Origin of the sequence: Streptomyces sp. MAR4 CNX-425 (assembly GCF_048656465.1) — a bacterium.
Classification (GTDB): Bacteria; Actinomycetota; Actinomycetes; order Streptomycetales; family Streptomycetaceae; genus Streptomyces.
Genome location: NZ_JBMDLF010000012.1, coordinates 85278 through 97652, shown reverse-complemented (window position 1 = coordinate 97652; position 12375 = coordinate 85278). Strand labels below are relative to the sequence as shown.

General features: G+C 74.2%; 12 protein-coding genes. All 12 read right to left on the bottom strand.

Annotated elements, in window-relative coordinates:
• Positions 1-10: 10 nt before the first annotated feature.
• The 12 genes from aroQ to ACHZ99_RS28385 all read right to left on the bottom strand — a co-directional run bounded on the left by aroQ (position 11) and on the right by ACHZ99_RS28385 (position 12349).
• Positions 11-451 carry a type II 3-dehydroquinate dehydratase gene (aroQ, locus tag ACHZ99_RS28440; RefSeq protein ID WP_420307647.1) on the bottom strand — a complete coding sequence of 147 codons (441 nt, stop codon included), beginning with the start codon at positions 449-451 and terminating at the stop codon, positions 11-13.
• Complete coding sequence (gene aroB, locus ACHZ99_RS28435; RefSeq protein WP_420307646.1) at positions 448-1575, bottom strand: 3-dehydroquinate synthase; 1128 nt, start codon at positions 1573-1575, stop codon at positions 448-450. The genes aroQ and aroB overlap by 4 nt, the downstream gene beginning before the upstream one ends.
• Complete coding sequence (locus ACHZ99_RS28430) at positions 1572-2144, bottom strand: shikimate kinase (RefSeq protein WP_420307645.1); 573 nt, start codon at positions 2142-2144, stop codon at positions 1572-1574. The genes aroB and ACHZ99_RS28430 overlap by 4 nt, the downstream gene beginning before the upstream one ends.
• Complete coding sequence (gene aroC, locus ACHZ99_RS28425) at positions 2141-3325, bottom strand: chorismate synthase (protein WP_420307644.1); 1185 nt, start codon at positions 3323-3325, stop codon at positions 2141-2143. Before aroC ends, ACHZ99_RS28430 begins: the two co-directional genes overlap by 4 nt.
• 148 nt (positions 3326-3473) lie before the next feature.
• Positions 3474-4310, bottom strand: coding sequence for a shikimate dehydrogenase (locus tag ACHZ99_RS28420; protein WP_420307643.1), 837 nt, complete (start codon positions 4308-4310; stop codon positions 3474-3476).
• The gene (mltG, locus tag ACHZ99_RS28415) at positions 4310-5950 is read right to left on the bottom strand and encodes an endolytic transglycosylase MltG (RefSeq protein WP_420307642.1); all 1641 of its coding nucleotides are present in this window, start codon (positions 5948-5950) and stop codon (positions 4310-4312) included. The genes ACHZ99_RS28420 and mltG overlap by 1 nt, the downstream gene beginning before the upstream one ends.
• 78 nt (positions 5951-6028) lie before the next feature.
• Positions 6029-6493 carry a Holliday junction resolvase RuvX gene (ruvX, locus tag ACHZ99_RS28410; RefSeq protein ID WP_420307641.1) on the bottom strand — a complete coding sequence of 155 codons (465 nt, stop codon included), beginning with the start codon at positions 6491-6493 and terminating at the stop codon, positions 6029-6031.
• A 43-nt stretch (positions 6494-6536) separates the two neighbouring features.
• Positions 6537-9206, bottom strand: coding sequence for an alanine--tRNA ligase (alaS, locus tag ACHZ99_RS28405; RefSeq protein WP_420307640.1), 2670 nt, complete (start codon positions 9204-9206; stop codon positions 6537-6539).
• Positions 9206-9556 (bottom strand): DUF6167 family protein, encoded by a 351-nt coding sequence (locus ACHZ99_RS28400; protein ID WP_420307639.1) that lies wholly within the window; start codon positions 9554-9556, stop codon positions 9206-9208. Before ACHZ99_RS28400 ends, alaS begins: the two co-directional genes overlap by 1 nt.
• A gap of 5 nt (positions 9557-9561) precedes the next feature.
• On the bottom strand, positions 9562-10041 hold the full coding sequence (locus tag ACHZ99_RS28395) for a DUF948 domain-containing protein (RefSeq protein WP_420307638.1): 480 nt from the start codon (positions 10039-10041) through the stop codon (positions 9562-9564).
• A gap of 181 nt (positions 10042-10222) precedes the next feature.
• Positions 10223-10834 (bottom strand): 30S ribosomal protein S4, encoded by a 612-nt coding sequence (gene rpsD, locus ACHZ99_RS28390; protein WP_420307637.1) that lies wholly within the window; start codon positions 10832-10834, stop codon positions 10223-10225.
• Positions 10835-10963: 129 nt separating this feature from the next.
• Entirely contained in the window at positions 10964-12349 is a 1386-nt protein-coding gene (locus ACHZ99_RS28385; RefSeq protein ID WP_420307636.1) for a replication-associated recombination protein A, read from the bottom strand.
• Positions 12350-12375: the final 26 nt, after the last annotated feature.

The window sequence follows — 12375 nt, the reverse complement described above, 5'->3', positions numbered from 1 at the left end:
CACCCGGCGCTCAGGACGCGGCCAGGTCCTCCGCCAGCGCGCGCAGCGCCAGCCGGTACGAGCCGATGCCGAACCCGGCGATCGTGCCGGAGGCCACCCCGGCGATCACCGAGGTGTGCCGGAACTCCTCGCGCGCGTGCGGGTTGGAGATGTGCACCTCGACCAGGGGCGCCGTGCGCTGCGCCGCCGCGTCCCGCATCCCGTACGAGTAGTGCGTGAAGGCGCCCGGGTTGATGACGACGGGCAGCCGGCCGTCCGCGGCCTCGTGCAGCCAGCGGATCATCTCGGCCTCGTCGTTGGTCTCCCGCACGTCGACCTCGAAGCCCAGCTCCTTGCCGAGCGCGGTGCACTGCTCGACGAGCCCGGTGTAGGACGTGGCGCCGTAGACGTCGGGCTCGCGGGAGCCGAGGCGGCCGAGGTTGGGCCCGTTGAGCACCAGGACACGCGTCATGCGGCGGCCTCCCCGTCCCCTGCCGCGATCTCGGCGTGCGCGGCGAGCAGCATCGCCGGGTCGGGCCCCTCCAGCACGGCGGGTCTGGCCAGGCCGTCGAGGACGATGAAGCGCAGCAGGTCGCCGCGGGTCTTCTTGTCCACCTTCATCGTCTGGAGCAGCTTGGGCCACTGGTCACCGCGGTACGTCACGGGCAGCCCGACGGCGCGGAGCACCGCGCGGTGCCGGTCGGCGGTGGCGTCGTCGAGGCGGCCGGCGATCCGGCCCAGCTCGGCGGCGAAGACCATGCCGACGGAGACGGCGGCGCCGTGCCGCCACTTGTAGCGCTCGTTCTTCTCGATCGCGTGGCCGAGGGTGTGCCCGTAGTTGAGGATCTCCCGCAGGCCGGACTCCTTGAGGTCCGCGGAGACCACGCCGGCCTTGACCCGGATCGCGCGCTCGACCAGCTCGGCGGTGTGCGGGCCGGCGGGGGTGCGGGCGCCTTCGGGGTCGGCCTCGATCAGCTCCAGGATCGCCGGGTCGGCGATGAAGCCCGCCTTGATGACCTCGGCGAGGCCGGAGACGTAGTCGTGGACACCGAGGGAGTCCAGCGCGGCGAGGTCGCACAGCACCCCGGCGGGCGGGTGGAAGGACCCGACGAGGTTCTTGCCCTCCGCGGTGTTGATGCCGGTCTTGCCGCCGACCGCCGCGTCCACCATGCCCAGCACGGTCGTCGGCACCGCGACCCAGCGCACGCCGCGCAGCCAGGTCGCGGCCACGAAGCCGGCGAGGTCGGTGGTGGCGCCGCCGCCGACGCCGACGACGGCGTCGCTGCGGGTGAAGCCCGACTGGCCGAGCGCCCGCCAGCAGTACGCGGCGACCTCGGCGGTCTTGGCCTCCTCGGCGTTCGGCACCTGGATGACGACGGCCTCGTACCCCTGGCCCGCCAGGTCCTCGCGCAGCGTGCCGCCGGTCTCGGCGAGCGCCTCCGGCACGAGGACCGCGACGCGCCGGGCCCGCTCGCCGATCAGCCGGGGCAGCTCGCCGAGGAGCCGCCGGCCGACGACGGCCTCGTACGGCTCCGTGCCGGCGGTGCCGCCGATGTGGATGCGGGTGGCCTCGGCCCCCTCGGCGCTCGGTGTCATGCGGGGTGGTTCTCCAATGCTGCGAGTACGAGCTCGGCGACCTCGTCCGGCGTGCGGCCGGCGGTGGTGACGGTCGCGCGGGCGACCTGCGTGTAGTGCGGGCGGCGCTGCTCCATCAGGGTGCGCCACTGCTGGCGCGGGTTGACGGCGAGCAGCGGGCGGGGGGCGTCGAGCCCGACGCGCTTGACGGCGTCGGCGAGTTCGACGTCGAGGAAGACGACGCGGTGCGCGGCGAGCAGCTCGCGGGTGGCGGCGTCCATGACGGCGCCGCCGCCGAGGGCCAGCACGCCGGGGTGCTCGGCGAGCGCGGCGCGCACGGCGGCGCGCTCCAGGGCGCGGAAGGCGGGTTCGCCGTCGTCGTAGAAGATGTCGGGGATGGGCTTGCCGGCGGCCTTCTCGACGTCCTCGTCGGTGTCGCGGACGGTGGTGCCGAGGCGGGCGGCGAGCACGGCGCCGACGGTGGACTTGCCGGCCCCGGGCGGGCCGACGAGCACGACGGCGGGGCCGTCCGGCCGGGCCGCGGCGGCTGCGGTGTCGGGGCGCTCGCGGCCCTCGGTGCTGCTGGTCATCGGATCGCCATGTTCTCCAGGTAGCCACGGACGTTGCGGGCGGTCTCCGGGACGCTGTCGCCGCCGAACTTCTCCGCCACCGCGTCGGCCAGCACCAGCGCCACCATCGCCTCCGCCACGATGCCGGCGGCGGGCACGGCGCAGACATCGGAGCGCTGGTGGTGCGCCTTGGTGGCCTCGCCGGTGGCGACGTCGACGGTGGCCAGGGCCCGCGGCACCGTGGCGATGGGCTTCATCGCGGCGCGTACCCGCAGGCGCTCGCCGGTGGTCAGCCCGCCCTCGGTGCCGCCGGAGCGGCCGGAGGAGCGGCGGATGCCGTCGTCGGTGCCGACGATCTCGTCGTGGGCCTGGGAGCCGGGGACCCGGGCGAGCGCGAAGCCGTCGCCGAGCTCGACGCCCTTGATGGCCTGGATGCCCATGAGCGCCCCGGCCAGCCGGGAGTCCAGCCGGCGGTCCCAGTGCACGTGCGAGCCGAGGCCGACCGGCACGTCGTACGCGACGACCTCGACGACGCCGCCGAGGGTGTCGCCGTCCTTGTGGGCCTGGTCGATCTCCGCGACCATCGCGTCGCTCGCGCCCTCGTCCAGGCAGCGCACCGGGTCGGCGTCGAGCCGCACCACGTCGGCCGGGACGGGGACGCTGCCGTACGGGGCGCGGGCGCCGCCCAGCTCCACGACGTGCGAGACCACCTCGATGCCGGCGGTCTCCTTCAGGTACGAGCGGGCCACCGCGCCGAGCGCGACCCGGGCCGCCGTCTCCCGGGCGGAGGCCCGCTCCAGCACCGGGCGGGCCTCGTCGAAGCCGTACTTCTGCATGCCGGCGAGGTCGGCGTGGCCGGGCCGCGGGCGGGTCAGCGGCTCGTTCCGGCCGAGGCCCGCCAGCTCGGCCGGGTCCACCGGGTCGGCGGCCATGACCTTCTCCCACTTGGGCCACTCGGTGTTCCCGATCATGATGGCGACCGGGGAGCCGAGGGTCAGGCCGTGGCGTACGCCGCCGAGGAAGGTGACCTCGTCGCGCTCGAACTTCATCCGCGCCCCGCGGCCGTACCCCAGCCGGCGGCGGGCGAGGTGGTCGGCGACCAGGTCGGTGGTGACGGGCACCCCGGCGGGGAGGCCCTCCAGCGTCGCGACGAGTGCCGGGCCGTGCGATTCCCCTGCGGTGAGCCAGCGCAACCTGCTCAACGGTGCTCCCTTTCGAGTGCGAGTTCCTCGCCTCGATCCTCCCACGCTCCGGGCCGCGCCCCGGTCCAGGTCCACGTTCTGGACGGGGTGACAGGCAGGTTCTTGCACCTTCCGGCGCCCCGGGCCGCCCGCCCGCCGGGCCGCCGGGTCAGACGGCGCGGGTGCGGAGCGCGGCCTCGCCGGCCTCCCGCATCGCCGCCAGCGGCGCCCGGGCGACGCCCGTCATCTGCTCGACCTGGAGCACCGCCTGGTGCACCAGCAGGTCGAGACCTCCGACGACTGTGCCGCCGCGCGCGTCCCAGGCCGCGGCGAGCGGGGTGGGCCACGGGTCGTAGAGCACGTCGAAGAGGGCCCCGGGGCGGTCCGGGACCCGGGCCGCCAGCTCGTCGGTGGCGCCGGCCGGGGTGGTGGCGACGATCAGCGGGGCGTCGAAGGCGGCGGCGGCCTCCGACCAGTCGGCGCAGCGCACCGGGACGCCGAGGCGCTCGCCCCACTGCTCCATCTCCGTCGCCCGGGCGGCGGAGCGTACGTACGCCGTGACCTCCCCCGCGCAGACGGTGGCGAGGGCGGCGAGCGCGGAGGAGGCGGTGGCGCCGGCGCCGAGGACGGCGGCGCGCTCGGCCTTCTCGATGCCGCGTTCGCGCAGCGCCGCCACCATGCCCGGGATGTCGGTGTTGTCGCCGAAGCGGCGGCCGTCGCCGTGCAGCACGACGGTGTTGGCGGCCTCGACGGCCCGGGCCGTGGCGCTGACCTCGTCGAGCAGGGGGATCACCGCGCGCTTGAGCGGCATGGTGAGCGAGAGCCCGGCCCACTCCCCCGGCTGAAGGCTGTCGAGGAAGCCGGAGAGCCGCCGCTCGTCGACCTCGTAGCGACCGTACGTCCAGCCGGTCAGGCCCAGTTCGCCGTACGCGGCGCGGTGCAGCACCGGCGACAGCGAGTGGGTGATGGGCGAGCCGAGCACGGCCGCGCGCCGGGGCCGGTCCATCAGTCGCCCTTCTCGCGCTGCTTCTTGTTGAACTCCTCGACGTTCCGGTCGTGCTCCTCCTTGCTGGCGGTGAAGCGCGTGTCGCCCTCCTCGACGGTGACGAAGTAGAGCCAGTCGCCCTCGGTCGGGTCGAGGGCGGCGTTGATGGCCCGCTCGCTGGGGTTGTCGATGGGGGCGGGCGGCAGACCGGCGTGGAGGTAGGTGTTGTACGGCGAGTCGAACTGGGTGTCCTGGTTGGAGATGTTCAGGTCCGACTCGCCCTTGGCGTAGTTGATGGTGGAGTCGAACTGGAGCATGCCGTTGGTGGCGGTGTTGTCCGGCTTCAGGCGGTTGTAGATGACCCGCGAGACCTTGCCGAACTCCTCCTTCGACTGCCCCTCCGCCTCGATGAGGCTGGCGATGGTGAGGATCTCGTAGGGGGTCATCCCCGTCTTGTCCGCCTTCTCCGCCAGGCCGATCTCGGTGTACTTGGCGTTGGCCCGCTTGACCATCTCGCGCAGCAGCTTCTTGGGGTCGGTGCCCTCGGCCGCGGAGTAGCTGGAGGGCCACAGGAAGCCCTCGGGGTTGCCCTCGGCCCAGTCGGGCAGGCCGAGGCCGCCCTTCTCCGCGACCTTGGCGGTGGTGTCCTCCTTGAGCCCGAGGTGCTCGTCGATCATCGCGTAGACGGCGGTGGCGCGGCGGCCCTCGGGGATGACGAGCTGGTTGGCGGCCTCCGGGCTCAGCATCAGCTCGACCGCGGCCTCGCCGGACATCTCCTTGTGCAGGGAGTAGGAGCCGGGGTGGAGCATCTCGGAGCCGGCGGCGTCGATGAACGCCTGGACGCTCTTGACCACGCCCTTCTCCTTGAGGAGGTTCCCCATCTGCGTGATGCTCGCGCCCTCGGGGATCTCGACGGTCACGTTGCCGTGGCCCTCGCCCGCGTAGTCGGGGGCGGCGCCGAAGCGGTCGCTCCAGAAGTTGTAGCCGACGTAGCCGAGGCCGCCGAGGCCGGCGGCGAGCACGAGGGCGACGACGAAGCAGGCGCAGCCGTTGCGCCGCTTGGCGCCGCGGCGGTTGCGGCCGGCGCTCCGGCCGCCGCGGCGGCCCTCGCGGGGCTCGTCGGGGTCGTCGTCGCCGGGGGTGCCGTCGTCGAAGAAGGGGTGGTCGTCGCGCTCGGGCGGGGCGGAGGCCGGGTCCCAGTCCTCGCGGGGGCGGCGGCCGTCCGGGCCCGGCCGGCCGGGCTGCGGGCGGCGCGGCGGCTGCTGCTGGTGCGGGGACTGCTGGTGGGGCGGCGGCTGCTGCTGGTGGCCGGGCGGTGGCTGGTGGCCGGGCTGCTGGTGCGGCTGCGGCCGGCGCGGGTGCGGGTTCGGCGGCGGATAGGCGTCCGGCGTGCCGTAGTAGTCGGGCTGCGGCGCGGGCGCGGCGTAGGGGTCGGCCAGCGGCATCCCGCCGGTGGTGTCCCAGCCGCCCGGGTACTGCGGTGTCTGGCCCTGGTCCCAGGCGGCCTGGGACTGCTGCGGATAGTACTGCTGCGGCTGCTGCCCCCCGTAGTGGTGGTGCCCGGTGCCGGGCTGCCCGTCCGACCAGTCCTGCTGCCCGCCGTAAAGGCTGTCGTCGGGCTGCCAGGCCTGGGAGCCGGGGTTTTGGCCGTAGTCAGTCATCAGTCCCCTATGCCGCGTGACCGCCGGTGCTTTTATACGACGGGTGCCGTGTCCGCGCGGAACGTTACCGTATCGCGATCACTCGGCGACTTCGACGCTCTCACCCGGAGCGGCACCCGACGCCCGTTCGGCCTCAAGCGCGTTCTGGAGGATGACAACTGCCGCCACCTGGTCGACAACCGATCGCCCCGAGCGGCTCGACCTCCCGGCCGCACGCAGGTTCTGCGCGGCCGTCACCGTGGACATGCGTTCGTCGACGAGCCGTACGGGCACGGGGTGGACCCGCCGCGCCAGCTTCTCGGCGAAGCCGCGCACCTTGGCGGCGGCCGGACCCTCGCCGCCGTGCAGCGAGCGCGGCAGGCCGACGAGCACCTCCAGCGGCTCGTACTCCTCGGTCAGCGCCGCCAGCCTGCGGTACGCCGCCGGCAGGTCCCGGCCCGGCACGGTCTCCACGGGCGTGGCGAGGACGCCGTCGGGATCGCAGGACGCGACCCCGATCCGGGCGTCCCCGACGTCCACCGCGAGCCGGCGCCCGCGGCGCATCACGCCGCCCTCCGGCGGCCGCCGCGCAGGCTGCCACCGCGCATCAGGCGGCGGCCTCCGCCACGCCCCGCTCGACCGCGGCCACGGCCTCGCCGACGGCCGCCGGGTTCTGCCCGCCGCCCTGGGCGAGGTCGGGCTTGCCGCCGCCTCCGCCGCCGAGCGTCTTCGCGGCCGTACGCACCAGGTCGCCGGCCTTCAGACCGCGCTCGCGGGCGGCCTCGTTGGTGGCGATCACGGTCACCGGACGGTCGCCGGCGACGGAGAAGAGCGCCACGACGGCCGGCCGGTCGCCGGGGATCCGGCCGCGTACGTCGAGGACGAGCCTGCGCAGGTCCTCGGCCGCGGTGCCGTCGGGCACCCGGGCGGCGACGAGCGCGACGCCGCGCACGTCCCGGGCGCCCTCGGCGAGGCCCGCGGCGGCCTGCAGCACCTTCTCGGCGCGGAACTTCTCGATCTCCTTCTCCGCGTCCTTCAGCCGGGCGAGCATGCCGGAGATCCGCTCGGGCAGCTCCTCCGGGCGGCCCTTGAGCAGCTCGGTGAGCTGGTGGACCACGGTGTGCTCGCGGGCGAGGAAGTTGTAGGCGTCCACGCCGACCAGGGCCTCCACCCGGCGCACCCCGGCGCCGATGGAGGACTCGCCGAGCAGCTTGACCAGCCCGAGCTGGGCGGTGTTGTGCACGTGCGTGCCGCCGCACAGCTCCTTGGAGAAGTCGCCGATGGTGACGACGCGGACCCGGTCGCCGTACTTCTCGCCGAACTCGGCGAGCGCGCCCTGCTTCTTGGCCTCCTGCATCGACATGACCTCGGCCTGCACGTCGAGGTCGCGGGCGAGCACCTCGTTGATCTTCTGCTCGACGTCGCCGAGGACGCCGTTCGGCACGGCGGCGGGGGCGCCGAAGTCGAAGCGGAAGCGGCCCGGGGCGTTCTCGGAGCCGGCCTGGGCGGCGGTCGGGCCGAGGGCGTCGCGCAGCGCCTGGTGGGTGAGGTGGGTGGCGCTGTGGGCGCGCGCGATGGCGCGCCGCCGGGTCACGTCGATCACGGCGAGGGCGGGCTCGCCGACGGTGACCTCGCCGACCTGGACGACGCCCTTGTGCACGCTGACGCCGGGCACGGGCTGCTGGACGTCGCGCACCTCGACCACCGCGCCGGAACCGAGGCGGATCCGGCCGGAGTCGGCGAGCTGGCCGCCGCCCTCGGCGTAGAAGGGGGTGCGGTCGAGGATGACCTCGACCTCGTCGCCCTCGGTGGCGGCGGGGGCGGCCACGCCGCCGACCAGCAGGCCGACGACGGTGGACTCGGCCTCGGTGTGGGTGTAGCCGGTGAACTCGGTGGCGCCGGCGGAGTCGGCCACCTCGCGGTAGGCGGACAGGTCGGCGTGGCCGGTCTTCTTCGCGGCGGCGTCGGCCTTGGCCCGCTCCCGCTGCTCCTTCATCAGCCGCTGGAAGCCGTCCTCGTCGACCGTCAGGCCCTGCTCGGAGGCCATCTCCAGGGTGAGGTCGATGGGGAAGCCCCAGGTGTCGTGGAGCAGGAACGCCTTGTCGCCGGGGAGCACGCCGGAGCCGGCGGCCCGGGCCTCGGTGACGGCGGTGTCCAGCACGTTGGTGCCGGCCTTGAGGGTCTTGAGGAAGCGGGCCTCCTCGGCGAGCGCGACCGACTCGATGCGCTTGCGGTCGGTGACCAGCTCCGGGTACTGCTCGCCCATGGTGGTGATGACGACGTCGACCAGCTCGCCGACGACGGGGCGGTCGGCGCCGAGCAGCTTCATGTTGCGCACGGCACGGCGCATGATGCGGCGGAGCACGTATCCCCGGCCCTCGTTGCCGGGGGTGACGCCGTCGCCGATGAGCATGACGGAGGCGCGCATGTGGTCGGAGACGACGCGCAGCGAGACGTCCGAGTGCTCGGCGGCGCCGTAGCGGGTGCCGGTCAGCTCCTCGGCCTTGTCGATGACGGCCCGCGAGGTGTCGATCTCGTACATGTTGTGCACGTCCTGCAGGATCATCGCCAGGCGTTCGAGGCCGAGGCCGGTGTCGATGTTCTGCTGCGGCAGGTCGCCGAGGATCGGGTAGTCCTTGCCCTTGCCGGGGCCGCGCACGTACTGCATGAAGACCAGGTTCCAGATCTCCACGTAGCGCTCGCCGTTGACGGCCGGGCCGCCCTCCTCGCCGAACTCGGGGCCGCGGTCGTAGTTGATCTCGGAGCAGGGGCCGCAGGGACCGGGCACGCCCATGTCCCAGTAGTTCTCCTCCTTGCCGAGGCGCTGGATGCGCTCGGGCGGCACGCCGACGACGTCGCGCCAGATGCGCTCGGCCTCGTCGTCGTCCTCGTAGACCGTGATCCACAGGCGCTCGGGGTCCAGCCCGTAACCCCCCGCGTCCTGCGGGCCGGTGAGCAGCTCCCAGGCGAGGGTCGCGGCGCCCTCCTTGAAGTAGTCCCCGAAGGAGAAGTTGCCGCACATCTGGAAGAACGTGCCGTGCCGGGTGGTCTTGCCGACCTCGTCGATGTCCGGGGTGCGGATGCACTTCTGCACGCTGGTGGCGCGCTTGTACGGCGGGGTGGCCTCGCCGAGGAAGTACGGCTTGAAGGGGGCCATGCCCGCGTTGATGAGGAGCAGCGTGGGGTCGTCGGCGATCAGCGACGCCGACGGCACGACGGTGTGCCCACGCTCTTCGAAGAAGCGCAGCCAGCGGCGGCGGATTTCGGCCGACTCCATCAGTGGTCCTCTTTCAGGTCGCGATTGCGGTGGTGCGGGTTGCGGTCGTGCGGCCGGCGCCGGGCGGCCTTCCGTTCGAGCTGCGCCTTGGCGCGCTGCCCGGGCAGCTCCGCGGGGCGGCCGCGGAGGCTCAGCCCCAGGACGTCGTTGAGCTGGTCCTCGCGCTCGGCCATCGCCGTGCGTACGTCCTGCGCGAAGAGCAGGGCGCGGCGGCCGGTGTCCACGGCGCGGTTGGCGGCGGTGGCCGCGATGCTCTCGGGGGTGACGCGGCGCAGCGCCCGCTGCGCCCGGAGGGTGGCCCAGACGCCGGTGGCCACACCGGTCGTGAACCAGAAGGTCCGACGGAACATCGCTTTCAGCCCTTTCTGCGCCTGGCGGAGAAGCCCCGGCGGGCGGCGGGCACCCGGGCGGTCGCGGCCGCGGCGGCCCGCGCGGGCCCGCCGGCCGGGCCGGCGACGATCACGTCGCCGTCGCCGTCCGCGGGCGCCCCGCGGTGGCGGCCGAGCGCGCGGCGCACCCCGTATCCGAAGGCGGCGACCTTGACCAGGGGGCCGCCGAAGGCGGTGGAGACGGTGGACGACAGCGCCGAGGCGTTCGCCGTGACCTCCTGGACGTCGGAGGCGATGGCGTCGACGCGGGCGAGTTGCGTGTTCGCCGAGCGGACGGTCGCGCCGGCGTCCGCGAGCAGCGGGACGGCCTCCTCGGTCACCCGGGTGACCAGCTCACCGGCGGCGCGGAGCGTCTGCGCGAGCCGGAAGAGGGCCACGGCCAGGAACGAGACCAGGATGGCCCAGAAGACGGCCACGAGGATGCCGGCCACCTCTCCACCGGACACGTTGCACCGCTCCTTCGGGACGGGGGGTCTGCGCTGCCAGGGGCAGGGTCCGACCCTATCGCGCCGGACCGACAGCGCCGTACCGGATTACCCCCCGGGCACCGGGGAGTTGCGCGAGCGGATTGTACGTTGCGCATACCGCCGCGTACGTTCCGTGCGCCCCGCCAAGGGCGCGGGGCCGTCAGCGGGCGTAGTACTCCACGACCAGCTGCTCGTCGCAGACCACGGGGATCTCGCGGCGGTTCGGGTCCCGGTCCAGCCGGAAGGCGAGGGCCGGCAGGTTGACCTCCAGGTAGCGGGGGGTCTCGCCGTCCGGGGCGTAGCCGCCCTCGCGCGCCACCTGGAAGGGGTACTTCTCGCGGCTGCGCTCGCGGACCTTGACGACGTCGCCGGGGCGGACCCGGAAGGACGGCTTGTCGACCTTGCGGCCGTTGACCTCGATGTGGCCGTGCACGACCATCTGCCGGGACTGGTAGACGGTCCGGGCCAGCCCGGCGCGGAGGACCAGCGCGTCCAGGCGGCGCTCCAGCTCGACGATCAGCGCCTCACCGGTCTTGGCCTGCACCTTGGCCGCGCGCTCGTACGCCCGGACGAGCTGGCGCTCGCTGATGTCGTACTGGGCGCGCAGGCGCTGCTTCTCCAGCAGCCGGACCTTGTAGTCGCTGGTCTGCTTGCGGCCGCGGCCGTGCATGCCGGGCGGGTACGGGCGGCTCTCGAAGTACTTGGCGGCCTTCGGGGTGAGCGGGATGCCGAGGGCCCGCGACTTGCGGACCTTGGGGCGCGGCTGGTTCACGCGGTTCCGTCCTCCTTGAGAAAGTTAGGTAAGGCTTACCTTAAAGGGTTTTCGCGCTCGCACGCGACAACCCTGGGTAACACCCCAGAGATTTCCGGCATTCCCGGCGGCCGGGCGCCGTGATCCGCGTCACCCGGAGCTGTCCGGCCCGCCCGGTCCGTCCGGCCCCGCCCCCGCCAGCCGCTCCCGCACCCGCTCGACCACCTCGGCGTAGCGCGCCTCCGCGCCGTACCGCGTGGGTTCGTAGTACCGCCGGCCGTGCAGGGCGTCCGGCGCGTACCGCTGGGCGGCGATGGCGCCGGGGACGTCGTGCGGATACACGTACCCCTGGGCGTGGCCCAGCTTCTCCGCGCCCTTGTAGTGCCCGTCCCGCAGATGGGCCGGCACCGGGCCCGCCCGGCCGGCCCGGACGTCGTCCATCGCGGCGCCGATCGCCTTCGTCACCGCGTTGGACTTCGGGGCCAGCGCGAGCGCCACCGTGGCGTGCGCCAGCGTCAGCGCCGCCTCCGGGAAGCCGATCATGGCCACCGCCTGGGCCGCCGCGACCGCCGTCTGCAACGCCGAGGAGTCGGCCAGGCCGATGTCCTCGCTGGCGGAGATCATCAGCCGCCGGGCGATGAACCGCGGGTCCTCGCCCGCCTCGATCATGCGCGCGAGATAGTGCAGCGCGGCGTCCACGTCCGAGCCGCGCACGGACTTGATCAGGGCGCTCGCCACGTCGTAGTGCTGGTCGCCGTCCCGGTCGTACGCCACGGCGGCGCGGTCCACCGCCGCCTCCAGCGTCGGCAGCGACACCTCCGCCTCGCCCTGCGCCAGCGCCGCGCCGGCCGCGGCCTCCAGCGCCGTCAGCGCCCGGCGCGCGTCGCCGCCGGCGATCCGCAGCAGGTGCTCCTCGGACTCCCCGGGCAGCGTCACCGCGCCGCCCAGGCCGCGCTCGGCGGCGACGGCCCGGCGCAGCAGCCCGCGCACGTCCTCGGCGGTGAGCGGCTCCAGCGTGAGCAGCAGCGAGCGGGACAGCAGCGGGGAGATGACCGAGAAGTACGGGTTTTCCGTGGTGGCGGCGATGAGCGTCACCCAGCGGTTCTCCACGGCGGGCAGCAGGGAATCCTGCTGGGCCTTGCTGAAGCGGTGGATCTCGTCGAGGAAGAGGACGGTCTCCTTGCCGTACCCGCCGGCGGCGCGGCGGGCGCCGTCGATGACCGCGCGGACCTCCTTGACGCCGGCCGTGATCGCGGACAGCTCCACGAAGCGCTTCCGGGTGGCCTGGCTGACCACGTACGCCAGGGTCGTCTTGCCCGTGCCGGGCGGGCCCCACAGCAGCACGGACGCCGGGCCGGCCGGCCCCCCGGCGCCCTCGCCGACCAGCCGGCGCAGCGGCGCGCCGGGCTTGAGGAGATGCTGCTGGCCCACGACCTCGTCGAGGCTGCGCGGGCGCATCCGCACGGCCAGCGGCGAGCTGGCGGGGTCCTTCTCCCGGCGCTCTTCGGCGGCGGCGGTGAACAGGTCGGGCTCCACGCTTCCCGAGCCTATGCCACGGGACC

Coding starts and splice junctions, on each gene's coding strand:
- aroQ (WP_420307647.1), bottom strand. CDS start 451: ATGACGCGTGTCCTGGTGCTCAACGGGCCCAACCTCGGCCGCCTCGGC.
- ACHZ99_RS28400 (WP_420307639.1), bottom strand. CDS start 9,556: ATGTTCCGTCGGACCTTCTGGTTCACGACCGGTGTGGCCACCGGCGTC.
- alaS (WP_420307640.1), bottom strand. CDS start 9,206: ATGGAGTCGGCCGAAATCCGCCGCCGCTGGCTGCGCTTCTTCGAAGAG.
- aroB (WP_420307646.1), bottom strand. CDS start 1,575: ATGACACCGAGCGCCGAGGGGGCCGAGGCCACCCGCATCCACATCGGC.
- ACHZ99_RS28420 (WP_420307643.1), bottom strand. CDS start 4,310: ATGGACCGGCCCCGGCGCGCGGCCGTGCTCGGCTCGCCCATCACCCAC.
- ruvX (WP_420307641.1), bottom strand. CDS start 6,493: ATGCGCCGCGGGCGCCGGCTCGCGGTGGACGTCGGGGACGCCCGGATC.
- mltG (WP_420307642.1), bottom strand. CDS start 5,950: ATGACTGACTACGGCCAAAACCCCGGCTCCCAGGCCTGGCAGCCCGAC.
- ACHZ99_RS28430 (WP_420307645.1), bottom strand. CDS start 2,144: ATGACCAGCAGCACCGAGGGCCGCGAGCGCCCCGACACCGCAGCCGCC.